19 protein-coding genes and 1 pseudogene are annotated in these 15,574 nt (G+C 57.8%); 8 read left to right on the forward strand and 12 right to left on the reverse strand.

The window, feature by feature from the left end; genetic code table 11:
- Window positions 1-8: 8 nt before the first annotated feature.
- Window positions 9-881 carry a LysR substrate-binding domain-containing protein gene (locus tag GNG27_RS08510; RefSeq protein ID WP_156263384.1) on the reverse strand — a complete coding sequence of 291 codons (873 nt, stop codon included), beginning with the start codon at window positions 879-881 and terminating at the stop codon, window positions 9-11.
- Between the two features lie 100 nt (window positions 882-981).
- Between GNG27_RS08510 and GNG27_RS08515 the strand changes: the two genes are divergently transcribed.
- From GNG27_RS08515 to GNG27_RS08525, 3 genes are read left to right on the forward strand one after another with little or no spacing between them, the layout of a single operon-like run.
- Window positions 982-1,284 carry a carboxymuconolactone decarboxylase family protein gene (locus tag GNG27_RS08515; RefSeq protein WP_156263385.1) on the forward strand — a complete coding sequence of 101 codons (303 nt, stop codon included), beginning with the start codon at window positions 982-984 and terminating at the stop codon, window positions 1,282-1,284.
- A gap of 5 nt (window positions 1,285-1,289) precedes the next feature.
- Window positions 1,290-1,679, forward strand: coding sequence for a tautomerase family protein (locus tag GNG27_RS08520; protein ID WP_156263386.1), 390 nt, complete (start codon window positions 1,290-1,292; stop codon window positions 1,677-1,679).
- Window positions 1,676-2,206: a DUF4865 family protein gene (locus GNG27_RS08525; RefSeq protein ID WP_156263387.1), complete on the forward strand. Its 531-nt coding sequence runs from the start codon at window positions 1,676-1,678 to the stop codon at window positions 2,204-2,206. Before GNG27_RS08520 ends, GNG27_RS08525 begins: the two co-directional genes overlap by 4 nt.
- Here the strand turns inward: GNG27_RS08525 and GNG27_RS23635 are convergent.
- A pseudogene (locus GNG27_RS23635) lies at window positions 2,172-2,330 on the reverse strand (GNAT family N-acetyltransferase); the annotation flags it as partial. The gene GNG27_RS08525 and the pseudogene GNG27_RS23635 sit on opposite strands and share 35 nt — an antisense overlap.
- A 768-nt stretch (window positions 2,331-3,098) precedes the next feature.
- Here GNG27_RS23635 and GNG27_RS08530 point away from each other — a divergent pair.
- A complete protein-coding gene (locus GNG27_RS08530; protein WP_142489001.1) occupies window positions 3,099-3,593 on the forward strand; it encodes a molybdopterin-dependent oxidoreductase in 495 nt (164 codons plus the stop codon).
- A 17-nt stretch (window positions 3,594-3,610) separates the two neighbouring features.
- A complete protein-coding gene (locus GNG27_RS08535; protein ID WP_142489002.1) occupies window positions 3,611-5,539 on the forward strand; it encodes a bifunctional diguanylate cyclase/phosphodiesterase in 1,929 nt (642 codons plus the stop codon).
- A gap of 45 nt (window positions 5,540-5,584) precedes the next feature.
- Here the strand turns inward: GNG27_RS08535 and GNG27_RS08540 are convergent, their stop codons facing one another.
- Window positions 5,585-6,037: a helix-turn-helix domain-containing protein gene (locus tag GNG27_RS08540; RefSeq protein ID WP_156263388.1), complete on the reverse strand. Its 453-nt coding sequence runs from the start codon at window positions 6,035-6,037 to the stop codon at window positions 5,585-5,587.
- Window positions 6,038-6,185: 148 nt separating this feature from the next.
- Here GNG27_RS08540 and agp point away from each other — a divergent pair, with 148 nt between their 5' ends.
- A complete protein-coding gene (gene agp, locus GNG27_RS08545) occupies window positions 6,186-7,427 on the forward strand; it encodes a bifunctional glucose-1-phosphatase/inositol phosphatase (RefSeq protein ID WP_142489004.1) in 1,242 nt (413 codons plus the stop codon).
- A 142-nt stretch (window positions 7,428-7,569) separates the two neighbouring features.
- Here agp and GNG27_RS08550 read toward each other — a convergent pair whose 3' ends face one another.
- The gene (locus GNG27_RS08550) at window positions 7,570-7,797 is read right to left on the reverse strand and encodes a YccJ family protein (RefSeq protein WP_142489005.1); all 228 of its coding nucleotides are present in this window, start codon (window positions 7,795-7,797) and stop codon (window positions 7,570-7,572) included.
- 20 nt (window positions 7,798-7,817) lie between these two features.
- The gene (gene wrbA, locus GNG27_RS08555; RefSeq protein WP_142489006.1) at window positions 7,818-8,414 is read right to left on the reverse strand and encodes an NAD(P)H:quinone oxidoreductase; all 597 of its coding nucleotides are present in this window, start codon (window positions 8,412-8,414) and stop codon (window positions 7,818-7,820) included.
- Window positions 8,415-8,807: 393 nt separating this feature from the next.
- Between wrbA and GNG27_RS08560 the strand changes: the two genes are divergently transcribed.
- Together GNG27_RS08560 and GNG27_RS08565 are read left to right on the forward strand one after the other, a co-directional pair.
- Window positions 8,808-8,984 carry a general stress protein gene (locus GNG27_RS08560; protein ID WP_032617468.1) on the forward strand — a complete coding sequence of 59 codons (177 nt, stop codon included), beginning with the start codon at window positions 8,808-8,810 and terminating at the stop codon, window positions 8,982-8,984.
- Between the two features lie 141 nt (window positions 8,985-9,125).
- Window positions 9,126-10,040, forward strand: a complete 915-nt coding sequence (locus GNG27_RS08565; RefSeq protein ID WP_156263389.1) for a DMT family transporter — start codon at window positions 9,126-9,128, stop codon at window positions 10,038-10,040.
- On the opposite strand, the gene rutG is transcribed toward GNG27_RS08565, so the two are convergent.
- The 7 genes from rutG to rutA are packed head-to-tail and all read right to left on the reverse strand — an operon-like array spanning window position 10,037 to window position 15,475.
- Entirely contained in the window at window positions 10,037-11,365 is a 1,329-nt protein-coding gene (gene rutG, locus GNG27_RS08570) for a pyrimidine utilization transport protein G (protein WP_156263390.1), read from the reverse strand. The genes GNG27_RS08565 and rutG overlap by 4 nt on opposite strands.
- A gap of 20 nt (window positions 11,366-11,385) precedes the next feature.
- Window positions 11,386-11,877, reverse strand: coding sequence for an NADH-dependent FMN reductase RutF (gene rutF, locus GNG27_RS08575; RefSeq protein ID WP_142489009.1), 492 nt, complete (start codon window positions 11,875-11,877; stop codon window positions 11,386-11,388).
- A 9-nt stretch (window positions 11,878-11,886) separates the two neighbouring features.
- Window positions 11,887-12,477, reverse strand: coding sequence for a malonic semialdehyde reductase (locus GNG27_RS08580; RefSeq protein WP_142489010.1), 591 nt, complete (start codon window positions 12,475-12,477; stop codon window positions 11,887-11,889).
- Complete coding sequence (rutD, locus tag GNG27_RS08585) at window positions 12,474-13,286, reverse strand: pyrimidine utilization protein D (RefSeq protein ID WP_156263391.1); 813 nt, start codon at window positions 13,284-13,286, stop codon at window positions 12,474-12,476. The genes GNG27_RS08580 and rutD overlap by 4 nt, the downstream gene beginning before the upstream one ends.
- Window positions 13,287-13,293: 7 nt before the next feature.
- The gene (gene rutC / locus GNG27_RS08590) at window positions 13,294-13,680 is read right to left on the reverse strand and encodes a pyrimidine utilization protein C (protein WP_106992667.1); all 387 of its coding nucleotides are present in this window, start codon (window positions 13,678-13,680) and stop codon (window positions 13,294-13,296) included.
- Between the two features lie 11 nt (window positions 13,681-13,691).
- A complete protein-coding gene (gene rutB, locus GNG27_RS08595; protein WP_156263392.1) occupies window positions 13,692-14,384 on the reverse strand; it encodes a pyrimidine utilization protein B in 693 nt (230 codons plus the stop codon).
- The gene (gene rutA, locus GNG27_RS08600) at window positions 14,384-15,475 is read right to left on the reverse strand and encodes a pyrimidine utilization protein A (RefSeq protein ID WP_156263393.1); all 1,092 of its coding nucleotides are present in this window, start codon (window positions 15,473-15,475) and stop codon (window positions 14,384-14,386) included. Before rutA ends, rutB begins: the two co-directional genes overlap by 1 nt.
- Window positions 15,476-15,574: the final 99 nt, after the last annotated feature.

The following is a 15,574-nucleotide window of genomic DNA, read 5'->3' on the forward strand; positions in this document are numbered from 1 at the left end:
CCGCCATATCACATCGCTTCAGGCAGCGCCGCTTCCATCAGCTGCGCCAGCATCGTCCGGGCGTTGGTTCCGTCCTTTTGTTCCAGGGTGATCCCCAGGCTGCCCGGCGCGGGCAGAACGTTTCTCACCACCCGCAGGTTGCCCGGCATCCCGATACGCGTGCGCAGCGTGATGCCAAGCCCCGCCTGCACTGCCGCCCAGATCCCGCTCAGGCTATGGCTGACAAATACCACCCGCCAGGGGATGCCCGCCCGGTTCAGGCAGTCGATGGCGCGGGATCGCATCAGGCAGGGGTGTTCAAACATCACCAGCGGCAGGGGTTCGCCCTTGGCCAGCAGGGCGCTGATGTCCAGATCCGGGTGTTGGATCCACACCATCTGGCTCTGGCCGATTGTCCGGCCCTGACGCGGTTCGCGCTCGTTCTGCCACAGCAGCACCATATCGAGGTCGTTAGCGTCAAAGGCGTTGAGCAGGGCCCGGTTGCGATCCACCCGGGCAATAATCCGCACGCCGGGATGGTGGCGCCTGAATTGGCCCAGGATGCCCGGCATCAGCGACTCGCCAAAATCTTCCTGCATGCCGATGCGGATCTCCTCCTGCAGCTGTTCGCCCTTCAGAGCGCTCTGCATCTCATCATTCAGCGCCAGCATCCGGCGGGCATAGCCCATGACAATCTCGCCGTCGCGGGTCAGCGCCAGGCCGCGGCCCTTTTTCATTACCAGTTCAGCCCCGCACTGCTGTTCCAGCTTTTTCAGCTGGGCGCTCACCGCCGAGGTGGAGCGGCAAAGGCGGATGGCGGCCTGAGCGAAGCTGCCGCACTCCATACCGGTAACAAAAGTGCGCAGAGCGTCGAGGTCGATCGTTGGGGGAAGCTTGTTCATAATCGTCCTGAAAAGCGGGATGGTAGGCCGCAGATTATTTGATTTTCAGGATGAAAATATGGCGCCAGAATCGCCTTACTGTCAATACGGAGAGAACACCATGGCGAAATCACTAACTGCTGAAACTTTGTCCCGCATCGCGCCTAAGCTGGCCGAGCTGAGCAGGGAGATCCTGTTCAATGATATCTGGAAAGGTGACGCGCTCTCCCCGCGCGACCGCAGCCTGATCACCCTGGCCGCCCTGACGGCGCTGGGGCGCGTGCAGCAGCTGCCCTGGCATATCGATTTCGCGCAGCAAAACGGCCTGAGCAGAGAGGAAATCACCGAAGCCTTCACCCATCTGGCGTTTTACGCCGGCTGGCCGGCGGCGGTGTCGGCTCTTGGCTGCCTGGACGAGGAGTAGCGCCGATGCCTTTCACCCGCATCTCCCTGCGTCCGGGGTACAGCGACGCACAGATAACGCAGATCTCCGACATTCTGCGGCAGAGCCTTGAGGCCGAGTTTGCCGTCCCGCCGGGGGATTGCTTTCAGATTTTCGAGCTGCTTCCGGCCAGGCTGCGCGTGTTTGACCGCCATTACAAAAGCAATGGGCGCAGCGACAACTTTATCCAGTTCCACATTCTTGCGGGCAAGCCCCGCACGCGCGAGCAGAAGCACAACCTCTGTCGCCTGCTGTGCGAACGGTTGCATACGGCGCTGGATATTCACCCGGATGACGTGATGGTGATGATTCACTTCAACACCGCCGATGACTGGAGCTTCAGCCAGGGGCGGATGCTGTCGGAGGAGGGGTTATGATCGTAATGCAATACCGCTTCACCCTGCCAGCCGATTACGATATGGCGATCGTTGAGAACCGCATTGCGGAGAATGGCGCGAAGCTGGATGGTTTCGCCGGGCTGCTGTTTAAGGCGTACCTCGTTTCCCGACGTGAAGACGAATATACCGAAGAGAACCGCTATGCGCCTCTCTACGTCTGGGAAGATGCCGGGGCGATGGCGCGGTTTTTACAGAGCCCAGGCTTTCGCAAGCTGACGCAGGATTTTGGCTGGCCACAGATTGATACCTGGCTGGCGCTGCGCCTGCCTGCAGTTGATGAGGTCAAAGATGCCGCCTGGCTGTCTATCGATCGTCAGCCAATAGCCGCTCACGGCGACCTGTCGGCGTTGGCGATGCACGCGCCGCTCTGTGCCTGGGATGTCAGCCGCTGGCAGCTGTTGCAGGTGGAATTCGGCGACGCGCCCCAGGCGGGGATGGAGAATTACCGTATTGGGTATGTGGCAAGCGGGGTTACGGATCCAATCGCTGCCACTCCTCACGCGTGATCTCCCATAATTCCGTGTCCAGCTCACCGGACACGTATTGCCCTTTTTCGACGCGAACTAAACGCATGCCGCTACGCTCTGACAGGCTTCTCGACCGGCTGTTGACAGCCGCTTTCGGGGCCCGCGTCCGGGAACGGACTTTATTTACAGAAAATAGTCCGTGGCATAGTCAGAAATAATAAATTAAAACGAATATAAATTATCGATATCGTAAAACGCATTTCTAAATTGTTTCTGAGTTTAAGCGTAATGCACTGAATATCTCAGATGGACAAGTCCAGGTAATATAGGTTTTTACACTAATATAATCGCTGGGGCTTGCAGAGATGTATTACCTCACTTCTGTTAGATGGCCACTCACACCGGACGTATGGGCGGAACGCGGCTGCAAAAAGCCGAAATTAAATATTATGCAACGAACGAGACTGGCGTCGAGCGGGAAATATTTAAATGAATCCCTGCACCGATCTGAATAGTTGCGGGGCTGGTCCAGAGACGCGCTGCATCCAGGAACGAACGTCTGCATGGCAAAGGTCTCGCGCAGTAAACGTGCTACCGTGGGCTGCAACGCATGAAGCACGTTCGGCATGCGGGTGAGAATCCTGTGTGGCTGCAAAGAGAAATTAAACCTTCATCTCTGTGCGGGTATATTTACACTTAATAACCCGGTGGCTTGTTTTTTGTACAGGCAAGAAAGGCGTTAACCTATCTCAAATAACAATTCAGACCATACCTAACCAACATCATGAATCGCAATGGGGTTTAACTTCTTGATTTTTATGTGATAAATGCTAATTGTAATTTATTGAATCCATAATAGTCTGACGACATATATTAATAGCATAATAACTAAATTATACTTCTTTACATTTGATGGAAAGGTGAGGTTAGAATGCGCTTGATTGTCTTGTTGTTAGGCCTCGTGGCAGCCACTCAGGTCTGGGCGGGTGAGCTTCCCAAACCTGCCGGTAAAGTCCTTTTAACCCTGTCCGGTAATATCCAAAATACAAATGAAGACGGGAAAGCCGTTTTTGATATCGCCAGCCTTGAGAAACTGGGCATGGTAAGTTTTCAGACCACCTCTCCCTGGTATAATGGGCGTCCTACCTTTACGGGTGTTCCACTGCAAAAGCTCATGGATTATGTCGGGGCGAAAGGTTCTATCGTTAAGGTCACGGCGCTCAATGACTACACTACCGTTATTCCGCTCAATGATTTCAAAAAATACAACGTCATCCTTGCCTTGAAAATCAACGGAGAATATATGCGTATCCGTGATAAAGGGCCGCTATTCGTCGTCTATCCTTATGACAGCCTGCCTGAACTGAATAATCAGATTTTCTATTCAAGGTCTGCATGGCAGGTCAGCAAAATGATGATCGAATAGGCGTTCAGGAGAGCATCATGAACAGGATACTGGCGGGCATCATTTTTTTCCTTTTTATCTCTACGGGATATATATCTTTTCTTGTGCATGAAAGACAGGAAGAGTTACAAAAACTGACTCACTACACTGATTCATGGTCTGCTGCACAGCTGGTATCAGAATATTACCGATTCGAATCAGTGCTTGGCCTTTATACTATTGATGATACGCTGTCGATCGATGATGTGCGCCTGCGTCTTGACATTATGCTCAGCCAGAGCGATTTAACCAAAGAAGGTGATTTGGGGCGTTATATCGAAAGCAATAAATCACACCATGAACTGGCTATACAACTTGAAACGATACTTAAATATCTGGATGTTCATCTTGAGAAAATGAACCGTCCGGAACTCGAGAACTACCTTAAAACAATGCATACGCTTGATGCGCCGCTCAGCCGTCTTTCATCCGGTGCATTAGACAAGGACGTTAACTCGATTAGCGGCGCTAACCTCAAAATTCAAACCCTGTACTATATTTATTCCGCAACCTCTGTACTGCTGATAATACTGAGCGCCATCCTCGGGACGCTGATCTTCTATCAGAACAGAAATATTCAGAAGGCGCATCTGCAGGTCACCAGCCTTGCGGAAGAGCTTCAGACATCGAAAGAAAAACTGCAAATTCAGAACGCCCAGCTGGAATATGACGTCTACCACGATTCGCTTACCGGGATGAATAACCGCCAGTTTTTCTGGGATAATTTAAAAAAAATCATCGAAGCGGCAGAAAGGAATAATGCCTCTGTGGCGGTGATGCTATTTGATTTAGACCGCTTCAAAGAGGTCAATGATACCTGGGGGCATGATGCCGGCGACAGGTTATTACGCCAGATATCCGACCGCCTGATGTCGATAAGCCTGACGTCAGAAACGCTTTATCGCTTAGGGGGGGATGAGTTTGCCTTTCTCTCGAGCGGTCTGACTGAGAGCAGCGCGGTTTCGCGCGCCCAAAAAATATGTGACGCTATCAACCAGCCCTACACTATTGATAACACGATTATCAATATCGCCACCTGTGTGGGGATTGTTATCTCTGCAACCGAACGCCGCGCCGACTATCTCTACAAATTTGCCGATCTGGCTCTGTATGAAGCCAAAAAAGAGGGCTCCGGACATATAAAAGTTTTCCGCCAACGCATGTTAGAAAAACTGCAGGAAAGCAGAACCCTTGAGCATGATATGGCCATGGCCATAGTGAACAAAGAATTTGTGGTTTACTACCAGCCTATTGTCGATTCGTTCAGTCAGGAGATCTACAGCTATGAGGCCCTTATTCGATGGATGCATCCTCTGAAGGGCCTTCTGTCGCCGGACAGCTTTATTCCTGTTGCTGAAAAAACAGGAATGATCAACGAGATGGGCAAAACGGTGCTGGAACTGGCCTGCCGGGAAGCGGCTTCCTGGGCGGTTCCGGTAAAAATTTCAGTCAATGTTTCCCCTGTTCAGCTAAGCAGCAAAGCCTTTGCCGCAATAGTGTTGACCATTCTGAAAGAGACAGGGCTTGCGGCTGACCGCCTTGAACTGGAGGTGACGGAGTCTTCTCTCTTTACCGAAAACAGTACGCCGCTGAATACGCTTAACCGGCTCAGAGCCCTGGGCGTGAAAATCTCCATTGATGATTTTGGTACGGGATACTCTTCTCTTTCACGGCTGAGTAAACTCGCCTTCGATAAAATCAAAATAGACAAGTCCTTTGTGCATTCGATATCTACCCAGGAAGACGCCCTTAACATCATCAAACTCATTACGGGGATGGCGAAGTCCCTCAATATGAAAACGGTCGCAGAAGGGGTTGAAACGCTGGAACAGCTGGAAAATCTTCAGGCACTGGGGTGCGATCTTGCACAAGGCTATCTGTTTGGAAAACCTCAGCCTGGTATCGACGGGAGGATCCGGAACGGTTAAACCGCGAACCTGCTGATGCCCCGGTGGTGGAAGGCTGAGGCCCTGTCACCCCTTTGCCGGCGGATATTTCGCCACGACCTCCTCCGGCCCCAGCTCCCGCCCGTCGCTCGCCACCATCGCCAGCTTGCGCAGCGGCAACCGATCCCGGGCATCCACCATTACCGTTCCGACATCCCCTTCAGCAAACAGATGCGCATTCCCCCACTGGGAGAGCGCCACCAGCACGGTTTGCAGGGCGCGGCCCTTTTCCGTAAGGACATACTCCTGCCACGCGCTGCCGTCGGAGGCGGGTTGCAGCACCAGAATCCCCTCGTCCACCAGCAGTTTCAGCCGGGTCGCCAGCATGTTTTTTGCGATGCCGAGGCTCTTCTGAAACTCGCCAAAACGCGTCACCCCGCGCAGGGCATCGCGCACAATCAGCAGCGACCACCAGTCGCCGATAATATCCAGCGAGCGGGCAACAGGGCAGGGACTCTCTTCCAGGCGGGTTCGTTTCACGGGGGCTCCTTATCAGCGGTGAGTTTTATTATAAAACCAATTCGCCTTCATACACAAAGTAAGCTGTCACTTTGCGGGCAGGCTCCAGGTAATCCGTCACAAATCTGTCACACTGTTTACGACGATAAAACAGAGTGAGGAATTAGGGATGAGAAAAGCACTAATTGCTGTCGCCGTGGCGGGCAGCATCGGCCTGTCCTGCGGTGTCCAGGCGCAAACCGCGCCGGAAGGGTATCAGCTGGAACAGGTTCTGATCATGAGCCGTCACAACCTGCGCGCGCCGCTGGCCAATAACGGCAGCGTGCTGGAGCAGTCAACCCCGGAAAAATGGCCGGAGTGGGATGTGCCGGGCGGACAGCTCACCACCAAAGGCGGCGTGCTGGAGGTTTATATGGGCCATTACATGCGCGAGTGGCTGGCGGAGGAGGGCGTGGTGACCGCCGGGGAGTGCCCGACGGCGAACAGCGTCTATGCCTATGCCAACAGCCTGCAGCGCACGGTGGCGACGGCGCAGTTCTTCATCACCGGGGCCTTCCCGGGCTGCGACGTGCCGGTGCATCATCAGGAACAGATGGGTACCATGGACCCCACCTTTAACCCGGTGATCACCGACAACTCCCCGGAATTCCGCGAGAAAGCTCTGCAGGCGATGAACACCGAGCGTCAGGGGATGAAGCTCGACGAGAGCTACCGGCTGCTGGAGCAGATGACCGATTACAAGGATTCGCCGTCCTGCAAAGAGAAACAGGTCTGCTCCCTGACCGACGCGAAAGACACCTACAGCGCCGAGTACCAGAAAGAGCCCGGCGTCTCTGGTCCGCTGAAGGTGGGTAACTCGCTGGTGGATGCGTTTACTCTGCAATATTACGAAGGCTTCCCGCTGGATCAGGTGGCCTGGGGCGAGATCAAAACCGATCAGCAGTGGCGCGTGCTGTCCCAGCTGAAAAACGGCTATCAGGACTCGCTGTTTACTTCAGCGGAGGTGGCGCGGAACGTGGCGAAGCCGCTGGTGAAGTATATCGACAACGCGCTGGTCACCGACCAGGCGAAAGCGCCGAAGGTCACCCTGCTGGTGGGGCATGACTCCAACATCGCCTCGCTGCTGAAAGCCCTCGACTTCAAACCCTATCAGCTGCCCGGTCAGTACGAGCGCACGCCGATAGGCGGCAAGATCGTCTTCCAGCGCTGGCATGATAAGACCGGCAACCGTGATTTGATGAAAATTGAGTATGTTTATCAGAGTACGGAGCAGCTGCGTAATGCCCAGGTGCTGACGTTGAAAGCCCCGGCGCAGCGCGTCACGCTGGAGCTGAGCGGCTGTCCGGTAGATGCGGATGGATTCTGCCCGGTGGAGACCTTTAATACGGTGTTGAACACGGCGGCGAAATAAGCGTGTTCCCTCTCCCACAGGGGAGAGGGAACAAAACGTCGGGTGGTGCTTCGCTTACCCGACCTACAAGTCCAGGGTCGGGTCCGCACCCCGTAGGCCTGATAAGCGTAGCGCCATCAGGCGTTTTTTGTCAGCACGCGTATCAGACGTTTTTGCGCTCGATGGTCTGCTCGCCCCAGAACAGCGAGTCTTTGTCGGTTTTATCGAAGGCTATCACCAGCACTTCATCACTGCCTTCTTCCCAGATTTTCTCTGCCAGTTTTTCGTCATATTTTGCGACTTCAAAAATCGCCTCGGCGATCTCCGGTGACGTATTACGTAAACGCGCAAATTCTCCGACGCGATGTGCTTTAGCTTCTTGAGTTGGCATAGTAATCCTCCTGTTGAGAGTTAACCTTTCAGTTTAGCAGCCAGACCGGCAACATATTCACCCTGATAGCGGGCAATGTTCAGTTCCGCTTCCGACGGCTGGCGCGAGCCATCACCGCCGGCGATAGTCGTCGCCCCATACGGCGTACCGCCGCGCGTCTGAGAAATATCAAACAGCTCCGGTGTCCCGTAGCCGATCGGCACAATCACCATACCGTGATGGGCAAGGGTGGTCCAGGTCGACGTAATGGTCTGCTCCTGACCGCCGCCGGTACCGGTGGAGCTGAACACGCTGGCGATTTTGCCGTGTAACGCATTCTTCACCCACAGCCCGCCCGTCTGGTCGAGGAAGGTGCGCATCTGCCCGGACATGTTGCCGAAGCGGGTCGGGGTGCCAAAGATGATAGCGTCGTAATCGCCCAGCTCCTGCGGTGAGGCTTCCGGCGCATCCTGCGCTTTCCCCCCGGCTTTGGCAAAGGCTTCCGCTGGCATGGTTTCCGGTACGCGTTTGATTACCACCTCAACCCCCTCGACTTTCCTGGCGCCGTCCGCCACTGCATGAGCCATGGTTTCGATGTGTCCGTACATGGAATAGTAGAGCACCAGAATTTTCGTCATTTCGCTTCACTCCTCGCATGATTTTTAAGGCAGCGGCATGCTGCACTCTTTTAAAGATATGACGTGACAGCGAGACTGCAAATCTGGCCGCCATTTATTTGATTTCAAACAAAAAAGCGGATGGCCTTTCTTTCGTAGCAAAATGACACATTTTCGCTATTGTGAATTTTTAGAATGATAAGAAAGGCTTATGGTTCCGTTTCGACGAGCGTCATACGAAAGGCTGATTTCGTATTGCAGAATATTACGGTTAGCTGGATGAATGCTCATACTCCACTAAGCTTAGGTTCACGTGGCGCAGATAAAGACACTTTTTTAGCGCCGCCAGGTGAAAGAATAGCCTTCACTGAATACAGTATTAAGTCTTATGTTTTATAACTCTGGAGGTCCGACATGGCAAACCATCGTGGTGGGTCTGGTAATTTTGCAGAAGACCGTGAAAGAGCATCAGAAGCAGGACGTAAAGGTGGCCAGCAAAGCGGGGGGAACTTTAAAAACGACCCTCAACGCGCATCCGAAGCTGGCAAAAAAGGGGGCAAAAATAGCCATGGCGGCAACAAGAGCAGTTAAGTTGCAGACGTCTGAAGTATGGGTCACATGACCACTGGCACCCCCCGCCGCCGGGATCCCCGGCGGTTTTTTTATGCCTGTTATTGAAGTGTTATCAAATTCCTTCCACACTAGCGGATTGACCCTTTGTGCTGGTGCCCCATGTCCTCCTCCCGTTATGCCTTCTCGATCAAACCGCAGGAAGCGATCCTGATCCTTATCACCATGTTCTGGGGCGGGACCTTTCTTGCCGTGCAGTACGCCGTCACGCTCAGCGATCCCTTCTTTTTTGTCGGCCTGCGCTTCGCCACGGCGGCCATTGCGGTGGCGATTATCTCCCTGAAAACACTGCCCGGCCTGACCATGACCGAGCTGAAAGCCGGGCTGGCGATCGGCGTCTCCATTGCGCTGGGCTACAGCCTGCAAACCTGGGGATTACAAAGTATTCCCAGCAGCAAGTCGGCGTTTATCACGGCCATGTATGTGCCGCTGGTGCCGCTGTTGCAGTGGCTCTGCCTGCGCCGCATACCGGGGGTGATGTCCTGCATCGGGATTGTGCTGGCCTTTATCGGCCTGATCCTGCTGGCGGGGCCGGACGATAACCTGCTGGCGCTCGGAAAGGGGGAGATAATCACCCTGGTGGGGGCGGTGGCGATTGCTGCTGAGATTATTTTGATCGGCGCCTGGGCCGGAAAGGTGGACGTCAAGCGCGTCACCGTTGTGCAGCTGGCGACCGCCTCGCTGGTGGCGTTTCTGTTGATGATCCCGGCCGGGGAGTCCGTCCCGCCGATCTCATCCGGGCTGGTGATTGTCGCCCTTGGGTTGGGGATTTTTAGCGCCATTATTCAGGTGACGATGAACTGGGCCCAGCGCAGCGTCTCACCCACCCGGGCGACGGTGATCTATACCGGGGAGCCGGTGTGGGCGGGGATCTTTGGCCGTCTGGCCGGGGAGCGCCTGCCGCTACTCGCCCTGGTGGGGGCGGCCTTTATCATCGCAGGCGTGCTGGTGAGCGAGCTGAAGCTTAAGAGAAAGAAAAAGGCGCTGCCCGACATCGACAGCGCCACTATCGACTAAGGATCCTGAACCGCCACCTCGCCCTGCGTCACCCCGGCTATCCGGCGGCTGAGCAGGGCGTTAAGCGCAATCGCGCCAAAGGTGGCGGTGCCGATCCCGCCCAGGGTAAAGCCCCCGAGGGAGAGGGCGAAATCACCGGCCCCCAGCACCAGGGTGACGGCGACCATAATCAGGTTGCCGTTCTGGCTGAGATCGACCCGGTTTTGCACCCAGATCCGCGCCCCGGCCACCGCAATCAGGCCAAACACCACAATCGACGCCCCGCCAATCACCGCCGCCGGAATGGTGTGGATCAGCGCGCCAAATTTGGGTGAGAAGCCGAGCAGCATGGCGATGGCCGCCGCCGCCACGAACACCAGCGTCGAGTAGACTTTGGTCACCGCCATCACGCCAATATTCTCGGCATAGGTGGTCACGCCGCTGCCGCCCACCGAGCCCGACAGCATGGTCGCCAGCCCGTCACCGACAAAGGCCCGGCCCATATACGGGTCCATATTGCGCCCGGTCATGCCGGCCACCGCCTTCAGGTGGCCGAGATTCTCCGCAACGAGGATCACCGCCACCGGGGCGATCAGCATCATCGCCTGGCCGTTAAAGGTGGGTGAGGTCAGCTGCGGCAGGCCAAACCACGCTGCCTGCTGCACGAGGGCGAAATCGACCGGTTTGCCGAGCCCGAAGAGGCTGGTCAGCAGAGCATAGATCACGCAGGCGAAGATCAGCCCCACCAGGATCAGCAGCCGCTGGATCATCCCCCGGGTAAAGACCGCCACCAGGCCGATGCACAGCACCGTCACCACCGCCATCCAGCTGTCAAACGCCGAGCCGGAAACGCCTTTGACGGCAATCGGGGCCAGGTTCAGACCAATCGCCATCACTACCGCCCCGGTGACCACCGGCGGCATCAGCCTTTCGATCCAGCGGGTGCCGAGCTTCATCACCACCAGGCCAATCGCAGTGTAGATCGCGCCGCAGGCGATAATCCCGCCCAGGGCGACGCTCAGCTGCGGGTTGATCCCCTGGCCGTTAAAGCCGGTAGCGGCAATCACCACCCCGACAAAGGCCGCGCTGGAGCCCAGATAGCTCGGCACCCGTCCGCCGGTAATGAAAAAAAACAGCAGGGTGCCGATCCCCGACATCAGTATCGACAGATTGGGATCCAGCCCCATCAGAATGGGCATCAGCACGGTGGCGCCAAACATCGCCACCGCGTGCTGGACGCCCATCACCGCGGTTTGCGCCAGCGGGAGACGTTCATCCGGCGCGACCACGCCGCGTTCATCAGAGGTCGATTTCAACTGCCAGTGAGGAAAACCGAATAGTGCCATCAGCTGCTCCTTAAGGAGGGTTAACAGGCGGGTCGCATCAGGGCGTGGTAGCCGCGGTCAAACCACACCAGGCCCTGCGGCTCCGGGTGGCGGGTGATTGCAAGGATCTCGCAAAACAGAATGTCGTGGGTGCCCACGCTGACCACCTGGCTAATCCGGCAGTCGAACGAGGCCAGCGCGTCTGCCAGGCGCGGACAGCCGGTCTCCCCGATCTGCCAGCGGGCGGCGGCGAAGCGCTCCGCCATCGGGGTTTTGCCGCCGAACAGATTCGACAGCGACTCCTGCCCGGCGCTGAGGGTGTTGACGCACAGGGTGCGGTTGTCGTGAAACACCGGCCACACCGAGGCACCGCGATTGAGGCACACCAGCAGGGTTGGCGGCGAATCGGTGACGCTGCACACCGCGCTGGCGGTAAAACCCGCCTGTCCGGCCGGGCCGTCGGTGGTGATGATATTCACCGCCGCCCCCAGGCAGGCCATGGCATCGCGAAAGGCTTGTTTATCAATGTTCATGAGCGCTCCTTATACCAGCCCGCAGGCGTCGTCAAAGCTCAGGCGGGGCAGGCGCCCGTAGAGTTTGCTGGTGTCGCCATAGCCGATGTTGATCAGCAGATTGCTTCTCAGGTTACTGCCGGTGAAGAAGGCCGCATCCACCTTCTCCCGGTCGAAGCCGGAGAGCGGCCCGGTATCGAGCCCCAGCGCCCGACAGGCGACAATCAGATAGGCCGCCTGCAGGGTGCTGTTGCGAAAGGCGGTCTCCTCGGCGAGCTGCGGGCTGGCGGTGAACCAGCTCCGGGCATCACCGTGGGGGAACAGCTCCGGCAGACGGTCATAAAACTGGCTGTCCCAGGCCACGATGGCCGTCACCGGGGCGGTGAGGGTCTTTTGCAGGTTGCCGCTGGAAAGCGCCGGGCGCAGCTTCTCTTTACCTTCCGGGGTGCGGATAAACACCATCCGCGCCGGGGAGCAGTTGGCGGAGGTGGGGCCCCACTTCATCAGGTCGTAGATGTCGCGCAGCGTCTCGTCGCTGACCGGGCGATCCAGCCAGCCGTTGTGGGTGCGTGCTTCGGTAAACAGCGCATGCTGCGCGGTCGGGGTGATGGCTTCACTCATGGCAACTCCTTCGATAAGCGTTCGTGGCGGTGCAGCAGGCTGGCGAGCCCGTTTTGCAGCAGGGCATTGAAGACCTCCGGCTCGGTGACGTTGCAGGCGTGGCCGCCCCGTGGCATCACCGTGATGACGCTCCCGGGCAGGGCGGCGTGCAGCTGCGTTGAACAGACGGCGGGCACCAGCAGATCGTCGGCGGAACAGATAATCTGCACCGGGCAGCGGATCCGCAGCGCCTGGCAGCTGAAATCGGCCCGCTTCAGGGCATTGAGCCTGCGCAGGAGCGTGTTTTTGCCCTGGAAATGGGCCAGCGCCAGCGCCTCTTCGGCCTCCATGCGCGGCTGGCGGGCGGCCATCCAGTCGGCGGGATAGAGAAACAGCGGCTGGGCCTCCACCCAGGCCTGGGCGCCACCGGCATGCAGCAGCCGCTCGCGCACCTGGAAGCAGCGTTTGGTATGGGGATGCAGCGTCAGCCAGCCGTTGACGCACACCAGCGCGCTGAGCGCTCCGGGCCGATCCAGTGCCAGCTGGAGGCCAATCAGCGCCCCCAGCGCATGGCCCACCACGCAAAAGCGCCTTATCCCGGCCTCGCTCAGCGCCTGCCACAGCTCATCGGCCATCTGCGCCAGGCTGTACGCCTCCGGCAGCTCGCCGGGGTTGTTGCCGATGCCGCGCTGGTCGTAGCAAACCACCTGATACTCCTGCTCCAGGTCGGCCAGCTGGGGCAGCCAGTAGCTGCCGCTGCCCCCCAGCCCGGCAATCAGCACCACCACCGGTGCGCCGTCAAAGGGCGGAGGTGAAATAGACAGTTTCATGGCAACCTCACCGGCCAATGTGGGCGATAGTGGCGATCTCCACCAGCGCCTCGGGTTTCACCAGCCCGCACTGAATGCAGAACCGCGCAGGCTTATCACCGGGGAAAAACTCGGCGTAGATTTCGTTAATCGCGGCGTAGTTTTTCCAGTCGGTAATAAAGATGCTGTTGAAGGTCACGTCCGCCATCGTTCCGCCCGCCGTTTCGATAACGCGCTGGATGGTCTGTAGCACGTGGCGGGTTTGCGCCTTTGGGTCATCGGGAAACACCACGTTGTTGTGGGCGTCGAACGGCAGGGTGCCCGAGACGTAAACCACGCCATCTGCCAGCGTACCTGGCACAAAGGGGGCGATTGGCGTACTGGTGCCTGGCGGGATAATCACAGATTTTGGCATGGGTTCACTCCTCAGGCGATACGGGCATAGGTGGCAGGGGAAAGGGCGTCGCAGAAGGTGGCGACATCAGTAACCCAGCCAAAAAAGGTTTCGATATTGAACAGCGCGGCCTGCTGGGCAAACGCCGGGCCCGCCTGGTGGGTGGCGTCTTCCAGCACCACGCCGAAATATTCGAGGAAGAAGCCGTCGCGCAGGGTCGACTCCACGCAGACGTTAGTGGCGATGCCGGTAAAGATCAGATGGCGGATCCCGCGGCTGCGCAGCAGGCTGTCCAGCGGGGTATTAAAGAAGCCGCTGTAGCGCGGTTTCGGCAGCACGATGTCGCCCGGCTCCGGCACCAGCTCGTTCACCAGCTGGTAATCCCAGCCGTCTTTCGCCAGCAGCTTGCCCTGCAATTCCGGGCGCTGGCGCATGGTTTTCAGGGCGTTGGATTTGTGGAAGTTGGGCGAGCCGGGGCCGCCCGCCTCCACGTACTCTTCATCCCAGCCGTTCTGGAACCAGATTATCTGGATCCCGGCGGCGCGCGCGGCGGCCACCGCGGTGCGGATATTGTCGATCACCGGCCGGGTGGCGGAGACGTCAAACCCGGCGAGGTCGAGATAGCCCCCGGGGCTGGCGTAGGCGTTCTGCATATCCACCACGATGAGCGCGCTGTGCTGCGGATCAAAGGTGATGGCTTCCGGACGTGCGGGCAGGGTGGTCATTACGCGACCTCCTTAGTGAAAACCGGAAGATGAGCGCGGCACTGCATCAGCGGCTGGATACGCTCGCCGAAGGTTTCAATCCCGGAGAGGAAATCATCAAAGGTCAGGAGTACCCCCTCAGCGCCCGGTACGCTGGCGACCTCATCGAGCATCCGCGCCACGCTGGCATACGAGCCCACCAGGGTGCCCATATTGATGTTCACCGCAGAGGTGGGATCGGCCATCTGCCGCACGTTGGTGTCCGCCCCGGAGCGGGTGTCTTTCTGGCTCTGCTCGCTGAGCCAGCTCAGGGCTTCGTCGTCGGCCCCGGCTTTGTAGTGTTCCCACTTCGCCCGTGCCGCCTCGTCGGTTTCGTCGGCAATCACCATAAACAGCACGTAGGAGCCGACGTCGCGCCCGGTTTTCTCCGCGGCCTCTTTCATCCGTGCCGCCGTGGGCGCAAAGGCCGCCGGGGTGTTGACCCCTTTGCCGAAGCAGAAGTTGAAGTCCGCATATTTCGCCGAGAATTCCATCCCGGCGTCGCTCTGTCCGGCGCAGATCACCTTCATCGGCACCGACGGCTGGGGGCTGACCCGGCAGTCGTTCATGGTGAAGAACTCGCCTTTGAAGTCGCTCTTGCCGGTGCCCCACAGATCCCGCAGGACCTGCACATACTCGGTGAGGTAGTCGTAGCGTTTAGAGAAGTACTCATCCCCCGGCCAGAGGCCCATCTGCTCATACTCCGGCTTCTGCCAGCCGGTGACGAGGTTAACGCCAAAGCGCCCGCCGGAGATGGTGTCGATGGTGGAGGCCATCCGCGCCACGATTGCCGGAGGCAGGGTGAGGGTGGCGGCGGTGGCGTAGATCTGGATCCGCGAGGTGACCGCCGCCAGCCCGGCCATCAGGGTGAAGGACTCCAGGTTGTGATCCCAGAATTCGGTTTTACCGCCGAAGCCGCGCAGCTTGATCATCGACAGGGCAAAGTCGAAGTGGTAGTGCTCTGCTTTTTGCACGATGGCTTTGTTCAGCTCGAAGGTCGGCATGTACTGCGGCGCGTGGGTGGAGATCAACCAGCCGTTATTGCCAATGGGAACGAATACGCCAATTTTCATCGCTAACCTCTCTTCATCTCAACATAGGGGTGAAAGTCAGACGTGGCGCTGCATCCTGCATCTCCTGTTCAGCCGCGTAAGCCTGTTTTGCAAAGCGGA

The sequence above is a fragment of the Leclercia sp. 119287 genome, assembly GCF_009734485.1.
Lineage (GTDB): Bacteria > Pseudomonadota > Gammaproteobacteria > Enterobacterales > Enterobacteriaceae > Enterobacter > Enterobacter adecarboxylatus_C.